General features: G+C 67.7%; 18 protein-coding genes. 5 read left to right on the top strand and 13 right to left on the bottom strand.

Annotation, left to right across the window (positions count from 1 at the left end; all coding sequences use genetic code 11):
• Positions 1-3: 3 nt before the first annotated feature.
• From ACP15H_RS21845 to hemP, 11 genes are all read right to left on the bottom strand, one after another.
• A complete protein-coding gene (locus ACP15H_RS21845) occupies positions 4-2673 on the bottom strand; it encodes a virulence factor SrfC family protein (RefSeq protein ID WP_425068241.1) in 2670 nt (889 codons plus the stop codon).
• Positions 2674-2678: 5 nt separating this feature from the next.
• Entirely contained in the window at positions 2679-5645 is a 2967-nt protein-coding gene (locus tag ACP15H_RS21840; RefSeq protein ID WP_425068240.1) for a virulence factor SrfB, read from the bottom strand.
• Positions 5646-5688: 43 nt separating this feature from the next.
• Positions 5689-7155, bottom strand: coding sequence for an SrfA family protein (locus tag ACP15H_RS21835; RefSeq protein WP_425068239.1), 1467 nt, complete (start codon positions 7153-7155; stop codon positions 5689-5691).
• 9 nt (positions 7156-7164) lie between these two features.
• Positions 7165-8430 (bottom strand): hypothetical protein, encoded by a 1266-nt coding sequence (locus ACP15H_RS21830; RefSeq protein ID WP_425068238.1) that lies wholly within the window; start codon positions 8428-8430, stop codon positions 7165-7167.
• A gap of 122 nt (positions 8431-8552) precedes the next feature.
• Positions 8553-9332: a heme ABC transporter ATP-binding protein gene (locus ACP15H_RS21825; RefSeq protein ID WP_425068237.1), complete on the bottom strand. Its 780-nt coding sequence runs from the start codon at positions 9330-9332 to the stop codon at positions 8553-8555.
• The gene (locus ACP15H_RS21820) at positions 9329-10363 is read right to left on the bottom strand and encodes a FecCD family ABC transporter permease (RefSeq protein WP_425068236.1); all 1035 of its coding nucleotides are present in this window, start codon (positions 10361-10363) and stop codon (positions 9329-9331) included. Before ACP15H_RS21820 ends, ACP15H_RS21825 begins: the two co-directional genes overlap by 4 nt.
• Entirely contained in the window at positions 10360-11223 is an 864-nt protein-coding gene (locus tag ACP15H_RS21815; protein WP_425068235.1) for a heme/hemin ABC transporter substrate-binding protein, read from the bottom strand. Before ACP15H_RS21815 ends, ACP15H_RS21820 begins: the two co-directional genes overlap by 4 nt.
• Positions 11223-12269 (bottom strand): hemin-degrading factor, encoded by a 1047-nt coding sequence (locus ACP15H_RS21810; RefSeq protein ID WP_425068234.1) that lies wholly within the window; start codon positions 12267-12269, stop codon positions 11223-11225. Before ACP15H_RS21810 ends, ACP15H_RS21815 begins: the two co-directional genes overlap by 1 nt.
• Before the next feature lie 11 nt (positions 12270-12280).
• On the bottom strand, positions 12281-13123 hold the full coding sequence (locus ACP15H_RS21805; RefSeq protein WP_425068233.1) for an energy transducer TonB: 843 nt from the start codon (positions 13121-13123) through the stop codon (positions 12281-12283).
• Positions 13117-15360 carry a TonB-dependent hemoglobin/transferrin/lactoferrin family receptor gene (locus ACP15H_RS21800; protein WP_425068232.1) on the bottom strand — a complete coding sequence of 748 codons (2244 nt, stop codon included), beginning with the start codon at positions 15358-15360 and terminating at the stop codon, positions 13117-13119. The genes ACP15H_RS21805 and ACP15H_RS21800 overlap by 7 nt, the downstream gene beginning before the upstream one ends.
• Before the next feature lie 108 nt (positions 15361-15468).
• Positions 15469-15642, bottom strand: coding sequence for a hemin uptake protein HemP (gene hemP / locus ACP15H_RS21795; protein WP_425068231.1), 174 nt, complete (start codon positions 15640-15642; stop codon positions 15469-15471).
• 100 nt (positions 15643-15742) lie between these two features.
• Between hemP and ACP15H_RS21790 the strand changes: the two genes are divergently transcribed.
• From ACP15H_RS21790 to ACP15H_RS21780, 3 genes are read left to right on the top strand one after another with little or no spacing between them, the layout of a single operon-like run.
• Positions 15743-16240, top strand: a complete 498-nt coding sequence (locus ACP15H_RS21790; protein WP_425068230.1) for a hypothetical protein — start codon at positions 15743-15745, stop codon at positions 16238-16240.
• A gap of 11 nt (positions 16241-16251) precedes the next feature.
• A complete protein-coding gene (locus ACP15H_RS21785) occupies positions 16252-16509 on the top strand; it encodes a hypothetical protein (protein WP_425068229.1) in 258 nt (85 codons plus the stop codon).
• Positions 16506-16859 (top strand): bleomycin resistance protein, encoded by a 354-nt coding sequence (locus ACP15H_RS21780; RefSeq protein ID WP_425068228.1) that lies wholly within the window; start codon positions 16506-16508, stop codon positions 16857-16859. The genes ACP15H_RS21785 and ACP15H_RS21780 overlap by 4 nt, the downstream gene beginning before the upstream one ends.
• A 198-nt stretch (positions 16860-17057) precedes the next feature.
• On the opposite strand, the gene ACP15H_RS21775 is transcribed toward ACP15H_RS21780, so the two are convergent.
• Positions 17058-18956 (bottom strand): potassium transporter Kup, encoded by a 1899-nt coding sequence (locus tag ACP15H_RS21775; RefSeq protein ID WP_425068227.1) that lies wholly within the window; start codon positions 18954-18956, stop codon positions 17058-17060.
• 88 nt (positions 18957-19044) lie between these two features.
• Here ACP15H_RS21775 and ACP15H_RS21770 point away from each other — a divergent pair, with 88 nt between their 5' ends.
• Both ACP15H_RS21770 and ACP15H_RS21765 read left to right on the top strand, forming a co-directional pair.
• Positions 19045-19437, top strand: a complete 393-nt coding sequence (locus ACP15H_RS21770) for a carboxymuconolactone decarboxylase family protein (RefSeq protein WP_425068226.1) — start codon at positions 19045-19047, stop codon at positions 19435-19437.
• 5 nt (positions 19438-19442) lie between these two features.
• Positions 19443-20360, top strand: a complete 918-nt coding sequence (locus ACP15H_RS21765; RefSeq protein ID WP_425068225.1) for a phosphoribosylaminoimidazolesuccinocarboxamide synthase — start codon at positions 19443-19445, stop codon at positions 20358-20360.
• A 226-nt stretch (positions 20361-20586) separates the two neighbouring features.
• On the opposite strand, the gene ACP15H_RS21760 is transcribed toward ACP15H_RS21765, so the two are convergent.
• Entirely contained in the window at positions 20587-21498 is a 912-nt protein-coding gene (locus tag ACP15H_RS21760) for a TerC family protein (protein WP_425068224.1), read from the bottom strand.
• Positions 21499-21564: the final 66 nt, after the last annotated feature.

Raw genomic sequence — 21564 nt, 5'->3', positions numbered from 1 at the left:
GCTCTACGCCGCCACGGTGCGCAGGATGGCGCCCAGCCGGTCGTTCTGCTCCGGCGTGATCTCGCGTCCGCCTTCGTAACCGACATTGTCCATCGCGAGCTGCAGGAAGGCGCTCATCCAGTCCTTGCAGTAGTCGGCATAGATCGGCGCCGGGTTCTCGCTGAGCTGCGGGATTCCGTCGATCGTGATCGTCGGCTGCTCGAACACGCGGCGCACCGGCGCGTTCGGCGGCAGGCCGGGCCGCTGGTCGAGCGGCAGCTTGTCGAAGCCCAGAGCGCTCACATAGCCGTTGAGCGCCGAGGAGGCGGTGCGCACCTGGCGCTCGGCGATCTCCTCCCACTTGGCGTTGGCGGCATTCTCCAGCTCGCGCACTTCGTGGGAGAGCTGGTCGATCAGCTTGAGACGATGGGCGCCCACGATCAGCTCGTCGATCAGCCAGCCGAGATGCTGGCGGTCGACGCCGAAATGCGAGAGCGCCTTCTCGTCGGCGCCGACGCGGCGCATGTTCTCGAGCCAGTATTCGGCGGCCTCGCGGGCGAAGCGCTCCGCGCGATCCTCGATCACCCCGGAAGGCGGCGGCGCGCGACCGGGCTCCTCGCCGAACACATCGGCAAAGATGGCGCCGATGTCGACCGCGGCGCCGGTCGACTGCGCGGCGGCGGCCGGGTTCTTGCCGTTCTTGCCCGTACCCTCGTCGGACGGCCGTGCCGTGGCGATGCGGAAGTAGATCTCGCGCAAGGCCGTGTCGGCGACCTGAAGGGCGCCGACGAGTTCGCCGAAGAGCTGCTGCTGGATGACGTTCGCCAGGCCGCGCAGCACCGTGCGGACGAGGTCGCGCTTCTTGGCTCGCGCGTCGCCGTCGGAGGCGCTGTGGAAGCCCGCGAGACGGTCGACCAGCCGGCGCAGCTGGATCTCGAGCTGTCCGCGCACCTGGGCGCGTTTGATCGCGGGGTCGCACACCGGGATCAGACTCTTCACCAGGTGCGCCACACCGCCGTCGTTGGCACGGAATGCCTCGTCCCAGGCGAGCGCAGGGTCGGCGAAGTGGCGGCGCACATCCTCGTTCTCGACGAAATGGCGACGCAGCTCGCCCGCACGCTGGGCGAAGGAATCGGCGATGCCGATCTCGCGGCCGCCGTCATAGTCCATCAGCCGCTCGTCGATGACGGTCGGATTGCGCAGCCAGAAGCTGTTGTCGAACGGCTTGCCGTTCCAGTTGAGCGGCCACTCGCCGCGGAAGTTGTTGACCAGGGAGTTGCCGAGGCGCGCGCTCCAGCGCAGGCGGCGCGATTCCTCGGTCTCGCCGGCCTTCTGCTCGAACTCGCGGTCCATCTTGGTCAGCACGAGGAACAGCGCGTTCTTCTGCTTGGCGCGGTCCGCCGGCGTGGCGCCGATCGTCTGGTCGATCCACGCCGTCATCATGTCGGAGAGGTCGCGGACCTCCTGATTGCCGTCGGGGATGCACAGCAGGATGGCGCTGAGCTCGCGCTCGGCCGAATAGCGCTGGAAGAGATAGGCGACCTTGCCGCGCAGCAACAGTTCGCGCAGCGGGTTGGCGCCCTCGGCGACGCCCTTGGTCTTGGCGACGTCGTCCAGGTTGGCGAGCTTCAGCCGCGACCGCGCACCCGGGAAATCGAGCAGGTCGGTATGATCGAAGAAGTCCCACGGCTTCTCGTCGATCGCCACGTTCAGCTCGGCGGTGAGCGCGCAGACCAGCGAACGCGGCAGGCGGGCGTCGGGCGAGGACCGGCCGTCGGCCTGCTTCGGTCGCACCAGCAGCGGATCGTCGGCATCGGTGCCCAGGCGATCGAGCGTCAGCACGTCGACGATGCTCTTCTCGCGCGGGATCAGCGCGTCCATGCCGAGCAGCGCTTCGGGCGCATGGCCGAGCTTCTGCAGGCCGTCATAAAGCGTGAGGTAGAGGTCGGTGAAGGGCTGGAAGTCGTACCACAGCACCGACCACAGCCGGGCGCGGTCGGGGCCCGACAGGCGCGGCGCGAGATCAATCGCCTCGCGCCAGTAGTCGGTCCGCAGCTCGGCGGTGACGCCGGCGAAGAAGGTGTCGAAATACTCGATCAGGTCGAGCACGTCGTCGGAATCGAGATCGCCGACCGGCTGCGGCTGCGCCTTGGCGCGCAGTTCCGACAGGCGCTTGCGGATCGCCGCGCCGTCGGGACCGACGAACTCGGCCTTCTGATGATCGAAGTCGAGCAGGAAGGAGTTGCCCAGGATCTTCACGATGTCGGTCTGCGTGAGCAGCCGCACCCTCACCGGGAACTCGGGCGAGCCGTCGCTGAGGCCGAGGCCGAAGCGCGTGACCAGGCCGGTCGACTCGCGATTGCCCGGCGGGTTGATCTCGCGCAGGAAGTCGTAGGTCTTGTCCGCGAAGCGCGCCTGAAGCGGACGGCCGTCGCGGCTCGCCAGGATCGACACGAGATACGACTTGCCGGCCTGGCTGGGACCGAACACGCCCACGCACATGCGGCGACGCGCGGCGCGCGCCAGCTTGCGGCTCTGGTTGCGAACCTTCTGCAGCTCGCTCACCAGCGACGGCGCCTGTTGTGCCACCGTCGGCGACTGTTCCGACGCGCTCCTGAGCCACGCCACGCCCTCGTTCGCGGCGACGGCCAGCGCCTCGCAGTCCTGGGCCAGCTTGAGATCGACTGTGTCCATGTCCTCTAACCGGTCTTGAGCATGCCCGTGTCGAGCCAGTAGCCCTCACGGCGCGGCAATGTCTGAAGGCGGAGCGTCAGGCGGTCGAGTGCGACGGCACGTCCGTCGCGGTTCGTCACCTGGCGCAGGCGGAAACGTTCGACATCCCCCGAGTCCTTGTCTTTGGGCTTCACCCTGGCGAGCGCGATCCGGAACGGCGTCTCGCGCGCATGGCGCTCGGCATATTCAGGCTTCGCGAACTCCAGCGCGTAGAGCCGCGCCGCCGGCCAGCGCACCAGGTCGAGCTGTCGCGCGCCCAGCCACATGGGCCCGCGAAACTCGAAGGCGACTTCCGGCAGTTCGAACTCGCGATTGTCGAGATCGACGTCGCGATAGATGAGATCTTCCTTCTGCAGGCGGCCGCCGCCATCGAGCTTGCCGATGAACCGGGCGATGCTCTTGGAACGCAGGAGGTCGGAGCGGAAGGAGAAATCCGGAAGCTGCGACTGCGCCAGCGCCGCGATCATCGCGCCGACCGCAACCGTGGTCTTGGGATCCTCGACCCGCAGGCGCGCGTCGCGGAACGGATACCAGGCACCGACGCGATACTCGTGCAGCGAGATCACGCGCTCCGGCGGCAGCGGCAGAAGCTCCATCACCAAAGCGCGGATGCCGGGCAGGCGCGAGGGCCGGCCCGACAGCAGCAGCACGTCGCAATCGTAGGCGTGGACGATCTCGGCGAGCGGCGCCAGCACGCGGCCCATCTCCGCCCGGACCGTCTTGTCGAGGCCCGGCAGGTCGACCGGGAAGATCACTTCGCGCAGATCGAAGTTCTGGGCGCCGCGCTTGCGCGCCGCCTCGTTCACGAAGGTGACGACTTCCTCGGACGGCCTTGCGCCCCCCGGAAAGAAGGTTTCGTAGGCGCGCGGCTCGGCCGCGACCACACCCGACGTCGGATCGTAGGTTTCGGCCGCGCGCAGGAACTCGAGCGCGAGCGGATGGGCGATCTGCAGCGCGAACTGCTGGCGCAGGTTGCGCTGGATCACGTCCTCGCCACCGCGGTCGCCGCCCACCAGCTCGGCCATCAGGTCGCCGGGATTGCCGATGCCGGCGGCACGCAAGGCCGCCTCGATCGGCGGCAGGACATGACCCTGGACCACGCGCAGCAGGATGTCGTCGCCGGCGACGTTGAAGCCCTCGCGGAACTTCTGCTCCGGCAACAGCGTGACGGAGGTGCCGGCACCTTCCAAGCGGTAGGAGTTGATGATCAGGTCGGTCGTGCCGCCGCCCACGTCGATGCTCGCGATGTTGAGCACGTCCTCGGGCGGCTTGCCGCGCGGCTTGCGCGTGATTTGGAAGAAGCGCCGCGCGTCGCCGCCGAAATTGCGCGCGACCTCGGTGTAGAGATAGACGAGCTGCGTGCAGCTCGCTTCGTCCCAATCGGTGAGCACGCGCGGCGCCGGCGCCGCCGGATCGTCGAGCTTCCAGCCCATCATCATCCAGACGAGGTCACGCGCGGCTTCGGCGCGCTTGCGGAAGATCAGGCGTTCGGCCAGCGGCATGCCGGTCGGCAGGGTGAGCACGATGCGGCGCAGGCGGCGCGGCGTCTCGGCATGGGCGCGCCGGCCGCGTTGCTGCGGCGAATTCATCAGCATCAGTGCCTGCAGCAGAACCTCGGTCAGCACGAAGGTCATCACCGAGGAGCGCGAATACAGCGGCTCGAACACCGGCAGGTGGTCGGCCGAATCGGCGTCGGGATCGACCAGGTGCAACGGCTCGCCCTTCTGGTTCACCAGTTGGGCCATCGGCCCGGCGGCGGCCGGCATGGGCGTCTGGTCCTGCGCATAGGCCACGTTGAAGCGCCATTCGCGGGTCTGCGGCTCCTCGTCCCACAGATAGCGCTTGGGGCTCGACATCCCGGTGTTGCCCTCGGTGCCGCGACGGCGCGCGGCCAGCCGCGTCGCCTCGGGACCGACCCGCGTCATGGTCGGCCAGACGAAGGCATCGGCGCGACCGCCGAGACGCGAGAGATGGTTCTTGCCGAACCAGGCCTGCGCGAACTCGACGCGCGATTCGAAGGGGCGCGTATGGACGACCTCGGGATGCGAGAGGTCGCGCAGCGCGAGCTCGTAGGAATCGTTCAGGTTGACGCCCAGTTCGCCCGCCGCCTCGATCAAGAGGCCGCAGGTCCGGGAGTTGCCGACGTCGAGCACGAGATCCACTTCGATCGCGCCGCGGCCCGGCCGTTCGGCATCGCCCACCAGCTTGACCGGCGGAAAGTGCGCCGCGGCGGCGAGCAGGCCGAGGAAGGCGAGATAGCGCGCGGTTGCCTCTTGCGGCTTCTGCTTGATGTCGCTCTCGATCTCTTCCGCGGTCGCGCGCGGATGCAATTCATGGAACAGCTCGTCGAGCCACTGCACCATCCAGCCCTGGCGCAGCAGCCAGTGGTTGGCGCGCTGCTGCGGCGCCAGCGCGAACAACGCGCCGGCGGTCACGTCCTTGGGCGAGGGGGCGAGATAGGCGCGGCCCTCGGCTTCGGCGATCAGGCCGGTGTCGAAGGCCAGCACCGCGCGATAGCGGTTGCCCTGCTCGTCGCGATAGCCCGAGCCGTAGCGCGCCTCGAGATCGACCACGCGCACGCGCGCCCAGTCGGCCGGGCCCTCGCGGAACTGGCTGTTGGGCCGCACCTGGAGGAACGGGACCGGCACCCACTTGTCGAGAAAGGGCGCGAGCGCATCCTTGGCGGTGATGACGAGGTTCGGATCGGCGGCGCGACGGCGCCCGTTCTCCACCACCTCGTACTGGCCGCGGCCCTCGTCGAAATCGAGTTGCACCAGATCGTCGACCGCGTTCGTGGCCGCGGCGTCATGGAAACCCCATTCGCGCACCTTGAGGCGCACGGGATCGAAGCCGAAGTCGAGGAACTGGATGCCGGAGCGGGCAATCAGCGTCGTCGGGCTGGGATAGCTCGGCAGGCGGGCGAGGTCGCTCATGTCAATCCAGTACGGCCATCATCATGCACATGTATGTAGGGTCTCAGCGCCCGATCTGCACCTTGTAGCTGCGCGGGTCGCCGGGCTGGCTGCCTTTGCATTGTGCCGCGCCGTCGGCGCCGATCTCGCAGTTCACGGTGTTGCGGGCGTAGGTCTTGCCGTCGCTGCAGCGCGGGTTGCTCTTTTCCTCGATCACCAGCTTGGTGCCGTCCCAGCGCGCCTCGGCGGGCGCCTCGCAGGTGGCGCCGTTCTTCTGGGTGAACGACACCTTGCCCTTGCCCTTGTCGTCGAGCGTGTAGGAGGGACGCAGATCCTTTTCGCCGCTCGCGGTCGCAAGGCCGGTGCGCGAACGCCAGTCGCCCTTCAGGAAGGCAAGGTCCTGCTTCTGCTTGGCCTCGGGCGGCACGACCATCGGCTTGGGCTCGTCCTTCTTGGTGTTGGCGGCCTCGTTCTTCGGATCGTTGGGCGCCGCGGCGTTCTTGTCCTTGTTCTGCTCGTCGGGTCCCTTCGCGTCGGCCCCCTTGGGCTCCGGCTTGTTCGGATCCTTGGCGTCGTGGGCCGGATCGTTGGCGGCCATGGCGGGATCGGGCCCGGCGCCGCGCTCGATCGGCAGTCCGCCGGCCGACCCGGCGATCACACCGCCCGGTCCGAGGACGCCGGCGGCGCAATCGCCGCCGCGGCGTGACAGCTCGTCGGTGAGGCGCGCCAGTTCGAGACGCAGATCTTCGTTGTCCTGCACCAGGGTCGCGACGCGGACCTGCTGCAGCTCCGTGGGCTGGCGAACGGCAAATCCCAGCGCCTCTTCGCGCGCCTTGGCCTCGATATAGGGTTCGATGCGCGGCAGATAGGGCCGCACCAGCCAGGCGAGCAACGCCAGGATCAGCATCAGCACGACGCCCAGCAGCAGCCACTGCCACCAGACGGTCCGTGGGCCTGCGACGGTGGCAATCGCCGGGGCCGAGGCCATCACCGCCTCCGGCCGTCCGGACGAAACGGCGGCGGCGCGGGCCGTGGCCGTTGCCGCCATCATGGGAGGCGGGCTCGCCAGGAATACGCCCGGCAGGGCCGCATCGGCGGTAAATCCCCAGAAGGTCATCACCGGGCGTCCGTTGACGACGTAGAGCGTTTCCTCGCCCGGCGCGGTGAGGGCGTGACGCAGCAGGCGCGCGAAATTGCGCTCGGCGTTCGAGCGCTCCATCGCTTCCATCTGGGTCGCGAGGCCGGCGATCTCGCCGTGCAGCCGCTGCACCTCGTCGAGAATCTGGCGGCGCTCGGCCTCGCCGAGATCGCTGAGGCGCTTCACCTCTCCGTCGAACGGCGCGTACCAGTCGATGGTGCGACCGCTCGGCTCGGCCTCAGGCAATGCCAGGAGATCGGCATGCTCGCGCGACAGGCGCGCGGCGATGGCGGCACGCAGCTGTCCCGCCGCGCGCCAGACCGGATCGCCGGCGAGCCCGAGCGCGCGATAGCGTTGCAGCGGCTCACGGGCGAGGAGAGGACCTGCGGCCATCTCAGCTCCTCACCGTCTGCTGCCGCGCGGGCAGGAAATGGCATAGTTCCAGCGCGTACCCCATTGCTCACCCGTTACGATCACATCGACGGAATAATCCCCGGCCACCGGATTCCAATCGAACCCGAAGCCGCCGCGGCCGCTGCGCGGGCCACCGGTTCCGGCGATGTTCTGACCACGATACATGACCTTGATGTCGTCGGGCCGCACGAAGAGCTGGTAGTTCAGCGCGACGAAGCCCGGCTTGTCGCCCAGATAATGTTTATTGCGTGTTACGCCCTCGCCGCCGGAATCACCCGACCAGTCGCAGGGCAGCTGGCCCGGCGGCGGCCGATTGACCGGCGGGGCGGAGGCCTGCTGCGGCGGCTGAGGCTTGGGAGCGGGCGGCGGCGGCTTCGGCGGCTCGACCTTGGCCACGGGCGGCGGCGCCGGCGGCGGCTTGGGCGGCTCGATCGGCTTGCACTGTTCCAGCTTGTCCTTGAGCTGGGCTTCGAGCGAGGCCAGTTCGGCCTTGAGCTTGCCTTCCTCGTCGGCGGCCGATTCGAGAGCGGCTTTCAGCAGCGGCGTCGGATCGGGCGGCGCTTCGGGAGCCGGCGGCGCCGGCGTCTCGAACGTGGCCACATTCAGGGACGGATCGACCGGCACGCAGGTTCGCAGCAGCCACGACGTCAACAGCAGGAGCAGGAGGAGCAGCAATCCGAACAGCAGGGCCCTGACCCAGGGTGCCCAGCCGACGATTTGCGTGGCCGGCAACATCGCCGCGCCCGGTGCGCTGCCGAACACGGCCTGGGCGCGTGCCTGCGGCGGGGCCGCTGCGGGAACCGTCGCCAGCTGGAAGGCCTGCAGGCTTGCGGCGGCATCTTCTTCGTAGCCCCAGGCGACGATCACCGGCTGTCCGTCGACGACGAACACGAAATCATCCGAGGGACGCGACGTCGACAGTTCGAGGGAGCGGCCGATCAGTCGGGCTTCCTCGCTGGTCTGCGAGCCCATGAGCTGCGTGCCCAGCGACCGGATGGCGGCGAGCCGCTCCTCGACAAGGCGCAGGACCTCGGCGCGTTGGTCGTCGCTCAGGTCCGCGAGGCGCTGCACGGTCCCGCCGCGCGTCGCGTACCAGTCGATGCCGTCACCCGACTCGCGAAGCTGCGGATCGGCCAGCAGGTCGGCCGGACCGTCGCCCAGGCGACGCCGTATGACGGACAGCAACTGGCTGGCGACCGCATGCAGCGGTTCGCCCCGCACGCCCAGAGGGCGCACGCCCAATCGCGTCGTCATCAACAGAGTGGGGCGTTCGCCCATGGAGGCCTGAGGTCGGACTTATGATTGCTGGCTGAGGCATCATAACATCGTTCGAATCCGGCGGGTTTATGTCGGATTGAACACCGAACCACGGTGAATCAGCCGGGACTGAGGAAGGCCGCTCCGCCGGCTGCCTCGATTCGCACAATCGGTGTCGCGAAAACGGCCGAAAGCCTCTCCGGGTCCAGCGTCTCCCGGGTCGGTCCCAGATTTGTCACACGGCCATTCTCGACGATGCCGACACGATCGGCATAGCGGGCCGCCATGTTGAGGTCGTGCAGGACCGCCAGCACGCCCAATCCGCGGTCGGCGCGCCGCCGCGCGCTGGCAAGGGCTGCATGCTGGTGCGAGAGATCGAGGCCGGTGATCGGCTCGTCGAGCAGCAGGAACGGCATGGCAGTGGGGTCGGCGTCGCACTGGGCGAGCACGCGGGCGAGCTGGATGCGCTGGCGTTCGCCGCCGGACAGAACGGTGTAGGGACGATCGGCGAAGGGAAGCGCCTCGGTTTCGGCAAGAGCCCGTTCGGCGAGCGCCTGCATCTGTCGTTCCGACAGGCTGCCGCGAAAGGCGAGCAGGCCCAACATGGCGATCTGCAGGCCGGTGAAGTCGAAGGCCACCGACGAATGCTGCGGCAGCACGGCGCGGCGGCGCGCCAGCTCCATTTTGTTCCAGTGCGGCAAGGACCGTCCGTCGAGCAGGATCTTGCCCGCGCTCAGGACGCGATCGCCGGCGAGAGCATTCAGCAGGGTGCTCTTGCCCGCGCCGTTCGGTCCGATGATCGCCACGAACTCGCCGGGAGCGACGTCGAGCGACACCTCGCACAACAGCGTCTTGGCGCGCGCGCGCACCTCTATGCCGATGGCCTGCAGCAGCTTCATAGCCCGCCTCGCGCGGCGCGGCTGGCGAGCAGCCACAGGAAGAACGGACCGCCCACCAGGGCCGTGAGCACGCCGATCGGCAGCTCGGCCGGCGAGACCAGGGTGCGGGCCAGCGCATCGGCCAGCACCAGGAAGGCGCCGCCGAACAAGGCGGCCGCCGGCAGCAGGGTACGATGCGAGGGGCCGAGCAACAGGCGGACGATGTGCGGCGCGATCAGGCCGACGAAGCCCACGATGCCGGAAATCGCCACGCCGGCGCCGACGGCCAGCGCGACCTGCGCCACGAGTCGCCGCTTCAGCCGCTCGACATCGACGCCGACATGGCCGGCCTCGCGTTCGCCCAGCGCCAGAGCGTCGAGCAGGTGCGCTGTCGGCAGCAGCGTCGGCACGCTGACGAGGAGGATCAGCAGAGCGGGCATGATCGCCACCCAGGTGACGGAGCCGAAGCCGCCCATCGTCCAGAAAATCAATGTGCGCAGCTGCTGGTCGTCGGCCACGAACACCAGCATGCCGATGCCCGCCGAGGTGAGCGCATTGATGGCGATCCCCGCCAGCAGCAGCGTGCCGACCAGTGTCACGCCTTCGCGCGCGGCAATGCGATAGACGACGATCGTGGCGGCAAGGCCGCCAAGGAACGCGGCGAGCGGCAAGCACCAGGGCCGCAGGTCGGGCGGCACGATGTGCATCACCCTCTCGCCCAGCACGATCGTCGATACGGCCGCGAGCGCGGCGCCGCTCGACACGCCCAGCAGGCCGGGATCGGCCAGGGGGTTGCGGAACAGGCTCTGCATCGCCGCACCTCCGGCCGCCAGCGCGGCGCCGACGGCGAAGGCCGCGAACACGCGTGGCGCGCGAATGGCGTAGAGGACGGCCGCCGTCGTGTCGTCGAGCGGTGCGCTCGACAGGCCGACGGCCGACAGGATCTGGCCGAAGCCCACGGGGAAGGCGCCGATGCAGAGGCTGGCCACCACGCTCGCCAGGGCAGCGAGCGCGAACAGCGGGATCGGACGGCGCAAGGCGAGTGCCGTCACGGTGCCCGGGCGAGGTCTGGATGCAGCGCCACCGCCAGTTCGGTGGCCGCTTCGGGCGTGCGTGGACCGAAGCCCAGCAGGAGCAGGGTATCGAACTCGATGATCCTGCCGGCCTTGCCGGCCGGCGTACGGTTGAGCGACGGCTGGTCGAGAATGGCCTGCTTGCCGCCCATCGCCTCGACGGTCTGGCGCGTCACCAGCACGAAGTCGGCGCGGGACGCGATGACCGATTCGGGCGTGAGCGGCCGGTAGCCGGAATAGCCGTCGACTGCGTTGGTGCCGCCCGCCAGCTTGATGATGCCGGCGGCGGCGGTGTCGCGGCCGGCGGCCTGCGGCGCGCCGCCGGTCATCGACAGCAGGAACAGCACGCGCGGGCGATCGGCCGTCTTCGCGAGCGCCGCGGCCAGCGACGCCATGGCCTGTCGACCCTTGCCGATCATCGCGTCGGCTTGCGCCGCCTTGCCGGTCACCTTGCCGACGGCGGCGATCTTGGCGATCACGCTGTCATAGTCGTAGAGGTCGGGCAGGATCATGATCTCGATGCCCGTCGCCTTGAGCTGGTCGAGGGCGCCGGCCGGTCCGGCCGCGGTCGTCGCGATGATCAGGGTCGGCTTCAGCGACAGCAGGCCCTCGGCCGACAGCGCGCGCATGTAACCGACCTGCGGCAGCTTCCGGGCGGCCTCGGGGTACAGGCTCGTCGTATCCACGCCGACCAGCAGCTCCTCGGCGCCGAGCGCATAGACGATCTCGGTGATGGAGCTGCCGACTGCCACGATGCGCGGCGGCTGCTGTGCGGCCGCCGGCAGAGTGGCAGCCGTTGCCGCGCCGAGGGCCAGGCCAAGGGCGGTGCGCCGCTTCATCACGAGGCCGCCTGCTTCTCGACCCGCGCGACGATGGCGCGCCACGCCTCGAGTTCCGGAGCGCCCGGCTTTCGCGCACCGAACATCAGCAGGATGTTGCGGTTGTGGGCGTCGAACGCCTCGATCGAGGTGACGATGCCGTCCTCGGTGGGCTTGCGCACCGAGAAGACGCGGGCGATGCCGCCTTCGCGCAGGTGCAGGTTGAAGTCCGGATCGAGGACGTTGAACCAGCCGTGCGCCTCGACCAGGCGCTTCACCGGACCGGTGTGGATCTGGATGCAGCCATGGCTGCCGACGAAGACCATGATCGGCGTGCCGTCGGCGGCGGCCGCTTCGAAGGCGGCACGCAGCGCGCGCACCGGCAATTCGCGGGCGAGATCCTCGCCGACCAGACGCAGCGCCTGCACGCGACCGACCTTGAACTTGCCCAGCATGCCGAAGAACTCGTGCGTGTCCTTCATGGCGAGCCAGGCGGCGCGCAGACCCTCGACATCGATCTCTGCGTCAGGACGGTCGATCGTGTCGGCCGTGCGTGCGACGATCTTCATGTCGTCCGGTGTTGCCGTGTAGCGCGCGATCAGCGCGTCGAAGGCCGGACGGTCGGTTTCTTCGGTCGCGTAGATCTTGTGCACCGCGTCGCCGGCGCCGTCGAAGAACTGCAGGCTGAGACGTTCGCCCTGCTTCAGCGGTTCACGCACGGCAAAGCCGTGCTTCCACGAGCCGAGGAACAGGCGCAGGTCGATGTCGGGTCCGAGCACGATCCCATGAGGGCCCTTGACGTCCACGCCCTCGAAGCGGCCATGGCGTTCGTGCACGCAATGCTCGTTGCGCGTCAGGCACATCACGCGGCCGACTTCGGGCATGTCGTTCAGGATGCCGCGCCAGTCGGCCTTCAGCGGCGTCGCGGTCCTGCCGACACCCAGGGCCACCAGTTCGGCTTCGCTGACGCCCAGGGTCGCGGCCGCGTCGCGAATTCGCAAGGCCGGCTTCTCGCCGCGCAAGGCGTTCCAACGGGCGGCAAGGTCTGAATTGGCGGGTGAGAGCATGGGCTGTCCTTTCAACGAAGATGAAAACGAACGGGGATTTCCACCCAGGCGGCGACCGGACGGCCGTCGCGGATGGCGGGAAGAAAATGCCAGCCGCGAACGGCGGCGAGCGCGGCGCGGTCGAGCAGGGGAAAGCTGCTGCTGCGCCACAGCACGATCTCGGCGGCGGCGCCGTCGGGTTCGAGGCGAACCCGCACCAGCACCTCGCCTTGCTGGCCCAGCTCGATGGAGCGCGGCGGATAGACGGCCGGCGTGGGAGGGATCCGGTAGCGCGGCCTGCCCTCGAACACGATGAGCGACGACGAGGAGGCGGCCTGCTGCTGCGTGATGCTGGCATTGCCCGCGTCGGGCGAGGGCGCCTTCGTGACCGCGGCCTGTGTCGCCGGACGCGGTGCAGCCGCCGGCTTGGATTGCGGCGGCTTGGGCTTGGGCGGCTCGACGGGTTTCATCTCCGCGGCGGTCGGCGGTGGCGGTTCGTCCGGCGGAGGGAGCTCGAGCTTGATCTCGGGTTCCGCGGCGGCGACCTCCTGTGGCGGAGGCGGCGGTTCCGGCTCGGGGGCCGGTGTCGCTTCTGCGTGGTCCACCGGCGGCGTGGGAAGATCGGGTTGCTGCTGCGGTTCGGTGGTGTCGGGTTGGTCGGCTTCCGCCGCAGGCCCGGCCATGGGTGCCGCCAGCGAGAGTTCGACCATCAGCGCCGGTTGATCGTCGTTGGCGCTGCTGCCGGACGTGCCGGCGAGAAGAAGGGGGACGATGGCCAGCCCATGCAAGGCAAGCGACAACGCCACCGGCACGCGGGGACCGCGTGCCGGTGGCGCCGGCAGTCGCTCGGCAGAGAGGGCTGCCGGGACTACCATTTCGCCAGGAGGTTGACGCCGAAGTACCGGCCGGGCTGGGCGTAGAGATCGAGCTGCTGATTGGTCGACGAGAGGCCGATCGTGTCAGGCGCGTTCCAGTACTTGGCGTTGGTGATGTTGAACGCGCCGGCATTGATCTTGAAGTGGTCGTTGAAGACGTAGCCGACGGTGGCGTCGAGATTGAAATAGGCCGGCGCCTGGAAGTAGGTCGGATTGCTGACCTGGGTGTGCGCCGCTGCAACGGTGCCGATCAGCTGGGCAACGACGCCTTTGTCGAAGCCGTAGCGGATGCGGGCCTGCGTGGTCCACGGGGATACCGAATCGACCGGCAGGCCTGTCTTCGTGTCGGTGCCCTGCGCGAAAGCCGTCCAGCCGGCGACCGCCCATTCCGGCGCGAAGCGGTATTCGCCGCGCGCCTCGATGCCCCATATCGTCACGTTGGTGAGGTTGACGTACTGGTATTGCGTGACCGCGCCCACCATGCCGACGACGGTGGTTTCGATGAAGTTGTTGTAGAGGTTGTAGAAGCCGGTGAGCTGCCAGCTCGATCCGTCCTCGTACTTGCCGCGGAAGCCGACCTCGAAGGAGTTGGCCGTTTCCGGCTTCAGGTTGGCGTTGGGCAGGATCTGGTAGAACGACGCGGCATTGGTGAAGCCGAAGTTCGCATTGTCGTACGGCGGGGCGCGGAAGCCAGTCGCGTACTGGAAGTAGCCGGAATAGGTATCGTTGAAGTGATACAGCAGGCCGAGCTTGGGCGAGGCCGAGACATAGGTGGTGGCCGAGGGCACGGCGTCGAGCGTGGCGCCCGTCGAGTTCCAGAAGTACTTATCGGGATTGGGCGTCATGCTGTAGTAGTCGAGGCGCACCGCCGGCGTGATCTTCAGGCGCCCGCCCAGGGCGCTGATCTCGTCCTGGACGTAGATGCCGGCCTGGACCGTGTCGGTGTCGGGGAAATTCTTGTTGGGATAGGTCTCGCCGCCCACCGAGTTCGTGGTCGCCCCGGTCGCCAGCGTGATCTGCGTGCGGTTGCGCGGCCGGGTCGTCGTCGTCCAGGAGAAGCTCGCCCCGTAGGTGAAGAAATTGTCGAGGCCGCCGATCTCGCGATCGGTGTGCATCTGCAGTTCGCCGCCGGCGACGTTCTGCGTGTAGTAGAACTGCGAGGTGCGGGCATTGGTCGGAACGACGCCGGTGGTCCCGCTGCGCAATGTATAGGTGTCGGCCTGCGAGTAGACCGAGTTGAAGTAGGCGAGGAAGCTCAGCCGGTCGACGAAGCCGATCGGTGCGTTGTGCTCCCACTGGGCGCTTATCCGGTAGGTGTTGGTATAGTCCCGGCCCCACTCGTCGTAGACCCTTGCGAACAGGCTGGGGAAGGTGCCGATGGCGGAGAGGACGTTGGTGCTCTGGATGCTCTGGTTGTAGGATCCGGTGAGCCGGATCGTGTCGACCTCGGTGGGCTTGATCACCAGCTTTGCGAAGAAGTTGTTGTTGGACCAGGTCGTCGGGTTCGGGCTGACCGTCGTCTGCGCCGGCTGGAACTCATGGCCGTCGCGCCTCGTATAGATGCCCATGAACTCGACGTTGCCCGAGCGTACCGCGCCGGTGAACGACTCGGAGAATTGCTGGTTGGCGCCGCTATAGGCGGCCTTGGCGCTGGCATAGACGTCCTTGCCGTCGCGCATGTAGTCGCCGGGATCCTTCGTCGTGTAGGCCACCACGCCGCCGATCGCGTCGGAACCATAGAGGGCGGAGGCGGGACCGCGGATGATCTCGACCCGCTTGATGTCCTCGAGGTCGGGCTGCTCGCGCGAGTAGGTGCCCGCGCCCTGGTTGCTGTCGGGGAAGTCGGGCGTGCGCATGCCGTCGACCATCAGCAGCACACGGTTGCCGCCGATGCCGCGGATCACGAAGTTCTGGAAGCCGGCGCGTCCGGGATTGTTGCCGACGGTGACACCGGGCTCGTTGCGAACGAGGTCGCGGACGTCCTGCATGTTCTCGCGATCGATGTTCTCCGTCGTGATCACCGAGACGGTGGCCGGCACGTCGTCGAGCGGTCGCCGGCTGCGCATCGCGGCCGTCGTCACGGCGTCGAGCTGCGTGGGCACGGCCTGGGTGGCCGGCGGCGCCTGCGTCGGATCCGAGGCGGGAGGTGTGGTGGGTGTCTGTGCCCAGGCGGGCGTGGACAGAGGCGCGCAGATGGCGGTTGTCGCCATCAGCGCGTAGACGATGCGCAGCTTCATTGGAACCAGGTCCCCCAGGAAAAGGACGCCTGGCTCGCGGGATCCTTTTCGGGACCGGCTGGCTGGGCAGTTTGACCGAGGAGGGATGGCCCCTCGGGGTCTTCGAATCTATTTCGTCAGGATGAGTTTGTTCGAGGCGGTGAGGCGCAGCCGATAGAGTTCGGCGCCGTGGCGAATCATGAGTTCACGCCGTCCCTGCAGGAGCGCGGCGCTCTCAACGGCGGGAAGCGTGACCTCCAGCCTGTCGCTCTGCGCCTCCGACACCCGAAGGGGACGGGTCATCTGGTTCATGTCGCCTCTCGCTTCCTCTTTTTGTATTGCGAACGACTCTTAATTGCATAGACTGACCGAACAGTCAAGGTCCTTCAACACGGGTGAGACCATGGAAATCGTTCAGGAACAGAGGCTTGGCGCCGTGCATCGCAAGCCCAGAGAGGGCTGCGGCAGGACCGATTGTGCCTGCGCGCTGCCCGTGAGCGAGCGGTTCGTGCTGTGGGCGCTGCGCCAGTGGCAGCAGGACCGCGCGCTGCCCCACGAAGGCTCGATCCTTCATCGCGGTTTCAAGGTCGCGGGCGTGCTCGACGCCCTGCCGGATTTTGCGATCGCCATGGACGCCTTCCTGTTCGGCGCACGGCGCGCCATGGAAATCCACCGGCCGACCTGCTCGAGCGTGAGCCGCGACGAAGCGGTGCTGGTGGCGCTCTGCGGTCTCGCCCAGGCCGATCACGACCGTCCGCTGCTGGCGTCGCTCGACATCATGATGGCGCCCACCGCGTCGCGCGTGGCTGCGATCCGTCTGAAGGCCTTTGCCGTCGCCCTCGCCGGCGCAGGCCTCAGGATCGCTCCGGCCGCCGGCGCCGCTGGCGGCCGTCTCAATTGAAGGCCCCTGCCATGACCGCGCCCATGCCCGATCGCCTCTGCGATCTCCAGCACGCCATGCGCGTGATCGCCGAAGCCGTCGACGGCCTGCCCGCCGAGTGCCGCGACCTCGCCGGCAATGCGTTGCTCAATGTCGCGGCCGAGGCCGTGGCCCAGGATGTCGGCTGCACCGAAGCCGGCCGCATCTTCGCGCGCCTGGGCGACCTCCTGGCGCGCGGTCTGCAGCCGCCGGCCCGCGAGGCGGTTTCGCTGTCCGGCTTCGATGCATGACGACGGACTTCGCCCGCACCATCCCGATCCTCGCCTCCCTCGACATCGCCGCGACCAGCGCCTTCTATGTCGACTGGCTGGGCTTCACGGTCGGCCATCAGGACGACAACTACCTGATCGTCAAACGCGACGACATGGAACTGCATTTCTGGAAGACCGAGGATCGCCGGTTTTCCGAGAACACCTCCTGCTACATTCGCGGCGGCCAGGTCGCCGCGCTCCACGCGGAATACTCGGCGCGCGGCGTGCCCGGCCTGTCGCCCTTCCTGGTGCGGCCCTGGAACATGAAGGAGTTCCACATCCATGACCCGCACGGCAACCTGCTGAAGTTCGGTTGCGGCGAATGGTGAGGGCCAGGGTCCTTCGCCCTTACAGCGACCTGCCCGCCTCATCCTGAGAAGCCGGGCGCAGCACGGCGTCGGTAAACGAAACAAACGAAATAAACGAATCATTCGAAGCCAGAGTCGCACCCTCGGAACAGGTATCCGGGTACCGCATGCAGGCCGTGTTTTTCGGCCGGTGCCTGCAAAAACCCGTTTCCACAGCCGCTAGATCTCGATGCGGCTGCCCAGTTCGACGACGCGGTTGGTGGGCAGGCCGAAGAAGTCGCCGGCGCTGGCGGCAAACCGCGAGAGAGCGAGGAACAGCTTCTCCTGCCAGCGCGGCAGCAGCGGCTTGCTCGCCTCCATGTAGGTGTTGCGGCCGATGAAATAGGACGTTCGCATCGGGTCGAACGGTATGCCCTTGTCCTCGAGGAGCACGAGCGCGCTCGGCACGTCGGGCTGCTCCATGAAGCCGTAATGCAGCACGACGCGATGCACGCCCTTGCCGAGATGGGTCACCTGGCTTCGGCCTTCGGGCGACACGAAGGGGATATCGGGAACCTCGATGCTCAGCAGCACGACGTGCTCATGCAGCACCTCGTTGTGCTTCAGATTGTGCATCAGCGACCGCGGCGCATTGGTCGACGTGGCGGTCAGGTAGACCGCGGTGCCCTGCGGCCGGTGCACGCGCGCCGGATTGATGCTTTCGAGCAGTGTTTCCAGCGGGAGTGCCTCCGCTTGCTCGTGTCTGGCCACGGCCGCCCGGCCGGTCAGCCAGGTCCACATGCAGAGGAAGATCACCGCGGCGATCGCCAGCGGCACCCAGCCGCCGTCGAGGAACTTCAACATGTTCGAGGACAGCAGGGCGAGGTCGAGCGTCATGAAGCTGCCGAACACCAGGATGCTGAGCGGCCAGCCCCAGTTCCAGCAGCGCACGGCCAGCACGAAGACGAGGGTGCTGGTGATCAGCATCGTGCCGGTAACGGCGATGCCGTAGGCCGAGGCGAGGTTGGTTGACGACTTGAACGCCATGATCAGGATCACGACGCCCAGCATCTGCAGCCAGTTGACCACCGGCAGATAGACCTGCCCGAATTCGCTGGCCGAGGTGTGCCGGATGTGAACGCGGGGGCTGAGGCCCAGCAGGGCCGCCTGCTTGGCCATCGAGAAGGCGCCCGAAATGGTGGCCTGCGAGGCGATCACGGTGGCGGCCGTGGCCAGACCGACCAGCGGATAGAGCGCCCAGTCGGGAGCGAGATTGAAGAACGGATTGGCCAGCGCGCTCGGGTCGCTCAGGATCAAGGCGCCCTGCCCATAATAGTTGAGGAGCAGGGACGGCAGCACGAGGCCCAGCCAGGCGAGCCGGATGGGCTTGGCGCCGAAATGGCCCATGTCGGCGTACAGCGCCTCGGCGCCAGTAATGGCCAGCGTGATTGCGCCCAATGCGATGAAGGCCACGATCTTCTGGCGCAGCGCGAAGGCCACCGCATGGTGCGGCGACAGTGCTGCCAGAACTTCCGGCCGCTGCACGATCTGGTGCGCGCCCAGCACTGCCAGCAGGATGAACCAGATCAGCGTCACCGGGCCGAACCATTTGCCGATGCCGCTGGTGCCGAAATGCTGGACCGAGAACAGCGCGACGATGACGCCGATTGCAATCGGTATGACCATGGGCTGGAAGGCCGGGGTGGCGACGGTCAGGCCCTCGACGGCGCTCAGCACCGAGATGGCGGGTGTCAGCAGGCAGTCGCCGTAGAACAGCGCGGCGCCGGCAATCCCCAGCATGAGATAGAGGCGGCGGCGCCAGGGCGAGGAGATGTTCGCCTGGCTGGAGACCAGCGCCATCAGCGCCAGTACGCCACCCTCGCCCTTGTTGTCGGCGCGCATGACCACGGCCACGTATTTCAGCGTGACGACGACGATCAGCGCCCAGGTGATGAGCGACAGCATGCCCAGCACGTTTTCGGGCGTGGGCTGTATGCCCGTGTATTCGCTGAAGCACTCCTTGACCGTGTAGAGCGGGCTGGTGCCGATATCGCCGAATACGACTCCCAGGGCGGCCAGGGTCAGCGCCGCCCGGCGCCGCCGGCCGGCGGGTTCGATCACAGTGCCGCTGGCGGCCATTGTTTGGTCAAGTCTCCCCTTGGACAATTGATCCTAGCCGCGAATTCCGGGACGCTGCAGCCCAGAAATCGTAACAAAGGAGGAATCCATGACGGACAGCGAGAATTACAGGAAGGGCAGCGCAATGCGCGCCAGCCTGATGGGGGAGAAATTCGCCGCCGACATGAACAAGTCGGTCTACGACGACCCGATGATGCAGAAATTCGGCGATTACGCCCGCGAGGCGGTCTTCGGGATGCTGTGGTCGCGCCCCGGCCTCGACCTCAAGACCAAGACGCTGATCTGCGTCATTTCCGACACCGCCCAGGCGCGATGGCCCGAACTCGCCATCCATCTGCGGATGGCCCGCCGGCAGGGCTGGACGGAGGATGAATTGTCCGAGGCGCTGATGCATCTTTGCGGCTATATCGGCCTGCCGTCGGTGCGCGAGGCGCTGCTCACCGCCAAGGAAGTGTTCGAGGAACTGCGCAAGGAAGGCTGAGGCCGATGATGCTGATGACGGTGAGCGATCTGCCGCTCGAGAGGATCGCGCGCGGCAAGGTGCGCGATGTCTATGCGGTGGATGCAGACCGGCTGCTGCTGGTCGCGACCGACCGGGTGAGCGCCTATGACGTGGTGATGGCCGAGCCCATCCCGCAAAAGGGCGCCGTGCTGACCCAGGTCAGCGCCTGGTGGTTCCGCCAGCTGGGCGATCTCGTCGATCATCACATGATCTCGGCCGACGCCGACGAGATCGTCGCCGCGGTGCCCGCCCTGAAGGGCCATCGTGCCGAGATCGCCGGGCGCGCCATGCTCTGTCGGCGCGGCACGGTGTTCCCGATCGAATGCGTGGTCCGCGGCTACATCACCGGTTCGGCCTGGCGCGAGTATGCCAAGGCGGGGACCCTAGCCGGGGAAACGCTGCCGAAGGGGTTGAAGGAGAGCGGCCGCCTCGATCCGCCGATCTTCAGTCCGGCGACCAAGGCCGAGAGCGGCCACGACGAAAACATCACCATTACCGAGATGCGCAAGGCGCTGGGGGCCGAGGTCACTGCCGAGCTCGAACGGCTGACCCGCCTCGTCTACACGCGCGGCCGTGACGTCGCCCTGAAGCAGGGCATCATCATCGCCGACACCAAGTTCGAGTTCGGTCGCACCGCCGATGGCAGGATCCTGCTGATCGACGAAGTGATGACTCCGGATTCCTCGCGCTTCTGGCCGCTCGACGGCTATGCCGAAGGAAAGCCGCAACCCAGCTTCGACAAGCAGCCGCTGCGCGACTGGCTCGACGTCGAGCGCCATGCCGGCCGCTGGAACGGCGAGGCGCCGCCACCCAGGCTTCCGGCGGAAGTCGTGGAGGCGACCAGCAAACGGTACCTCGAAGCCTACCGCCGGCTGACCGGCGCCGAACTGTCGGTTTCGTAAAGAAGGAAGCCGTCGTCTCGACCGAAGCACCGAAGGTGCGGAGCAGAGAGACCTTAGCTTCCCCGTAAAGCCGTAAAATCGTGGAGAGAAGATATCTCCACTCCGCGGCGGAGCCTGCCCCGAGGCTTCCGAGGGGCGCTCCGGTCGAGATGACGGAGCATTGGGGATCAATGCGAATGGGCAAGAGCTTGCGGGGCAGGGCCGCCCCGCAAGCATTGCCTTCCGACTACTGCGCGCTGCGCGCCAGACGCGCGCTGCGCACGACGATCCGCTCGCGCACCCACAGGAAGAGCGCGGCCAGCGGCAGCCAGCCGATCCAGCGCAGGCCTTCCATCAGGTATTCGCCCTGGGTGGTCGCCGTCAGATAGTCGGCCTGAACCTTCCAGACGCTGGCAGCGACTTCGAAGCCCAGCATCCAGATCAGGATGGCCGGCAGCAGCACCGTCAGCGGCTTCATCTGCTCGCTGAGACGTTCGGCGTACCAGGGCGCCAGCGCGATCGAGAAGGCCAGCACGGCGAGGATCAGCTTGGCGGCCGGATGGGCCTCGAACCAGCTCGCCAGCATCGGCTCGCGGGTGATCATGCCGTAGGCGGTCCAGCACAGCACCGCGCCGCCCACCAGGATCACCGACGGATAGCGGTCGACCAGCTTGATCACCAGCTGGCTGCCCCAGACGATGATCGGCACGCTGATGGCGAGGCCGATCAGGATCAGCAGGATCGAGCCGTGCGAGGCGCCGCCGATGGCCAGCACGTTGTCGATGCCCATCACCGCATCGGCGATGATGATCGTGCGCACCGCCGCGGCGAAGCTCGCGACGGGCGCTTTGACGAGGTGGTTCTCCTCGGCATTCTCCTGGGGGGTCAGCAGCTTGCGGGCGATCCAGACCAGCGCGAGGCCGCCGGCCAGCATGAAGCCCGGCACGGCCAGGATATAGACGACGAGGATGGCCATCAGGGCGCGGATCGCGATGGCGCCGAAGGTGCCCCAGAAGATGACCTTCTTCTGGCTTTCCTTGGGAAGATTGCGTGCGACGAGGCCGATGATGAGGGCGTTGTCGCCCGCCAGCACGAGGTCGATCAGAATGATGGCCAGGAGCGCGGAAAAGAATGCGCCCGAAAACAGTTCGAGTTCCATGAAAGTCTCCAACAACACGTGAATGCGTGCCGACACCGCGTTCTTCCGTGGAAGAGCGGTCGACGG

Source organism: Reyranella sp., from assembly GCF_965249915.1.
GTDB lineage: Bacteria > Pseudomonadota > Alphaproteobacteria > Reyranellales > Reyranellaceae > Reyranella.
This window is presented reverse-complemented; position numbering and strand designations above follow the sequence as displayed.

Bases quoted from the DNA above. Each gene is read 5' to 3' on its own strand.
- ACP15H_RS21760 (WP_425068224.1), bottom strand. From the start codon at position 21,498: ATGGAACTCGAACTGTTTTCGGGCGCATTCTTTTCCGCGCTCCTGGCC.
- hemP (WP_425068231.1), bottom strand. From the start codon at position 15,642: ATGACCCGTCCCCTTCGGGTGTCGGAGGCGCAGAGCGACAGGCTGGAG.
- ACP15H_RS21830 (WP_425068238.1), bottom strand. From the start codon at position 8,430: ATGACGACGCGATTGGGCGTGCGCCCTCTGGGCGTGCGGGGCGAACCG.
- ACP15H_RS21780 (WP_425068228.1), top strand. From the start codon at position 16,506: ATGACGACGGACTTCGCCCGCACCATCCCGATCCTCGCCTCCCTCGAC.
- ACP15H_RS21840 (WP_425068240.1), bottom strand. From the start codon at position 5,645: ATGAGCGACCTCGCCCGCCTGCCGAGCTATCCCAGCCCGACGACGCTG.
- ACP15H_RS21845 (WP_425068241.1), bottom strand. From the start codon at position 2,673: ATGGACACAGTCGATCTCAAGCTGGCCCAGGACTGCGAGGCGCTGGCC.
- ACP15H_RS21835 (WP_425068239.1), bottom strand. From the start codon at position 7,155: ATGGCCGCAGGTCCTCTCCTCGCCCGTGAGCCGCTGCAACGCTATCGC.
- ACP15H_RS21800 (WP_425068232.1), bottom strand. From the start codon at position 15,360: ATGAAGCTGCGCATCGTCTACGCGCTGATGGCGACAACCGCCATCTGC.
- ACP15H_RS21775 (WP_425068227.1), bottom strand. From the start codon at position 18,956: ATGGCCGCCAGCGGCACTGTGATCGAACCCGCCGGCCGGCGGCGCCGG.
- ACP15H_RS21805 (WP_425068233.1), bottom strand. From the start codon at position 13,123: ATGGTAGTCCCGGCAGCCCTCTCTGCCGAGCGACTGCCGGCGCCACCG.
- ACP15H_RS21770 (WP_425068226.1), top strand. From the start codon at position 19,045: ATGACGGACAGCGAGAATTACAGGAAGGGCAGCGCAATGCGCGCCAGC.
- ACP15H_RS21790 (WP_425068230.1), top strand. From the start codon at position 15,743: ATGGAAATCGTTCAGGAACAGAGGCTTGGCGCCGTGCATCGCAAGCCC.
- ACP15H_RS21765 (WP_425068225.1), top strand. From the start codon at position 19,443: ATGATGCTGATGACGGTGAGCGATCTGCCGCTCGAGAGGATCGCGCGC.
- ACP15H_RS21810 (WP_425068234.1), bottom strand. From the start codon at position 12,269: ATGCTCTCACCCGCCAATTCAGACCTTGCCGCCCGTTGGAACGCCTTG.
- ACP15H_RS21815 (WP_425068235.1), bottom strand. From the start codon at position 11,223: ATGAAGCGGCGCACCGCCCTTGGCCTGGCCCTCGGCGCGGCAACGGCT.
- ACP15H_RS21785 (WP_425068229.1), top strand. From the start codon at position 16,252: ATGACCGCGCCCATGCCCGATCGCCTCTGCGATCTCCAGCACGCCATG.
- ACP15H_RS21825 (WP_425068237.1), bottom strand. From the start codon at position 9,332: ATGAAGCTGCTGCAGGCCATCGGCATAGAGGTGCGCGCGCGCGCCAAG.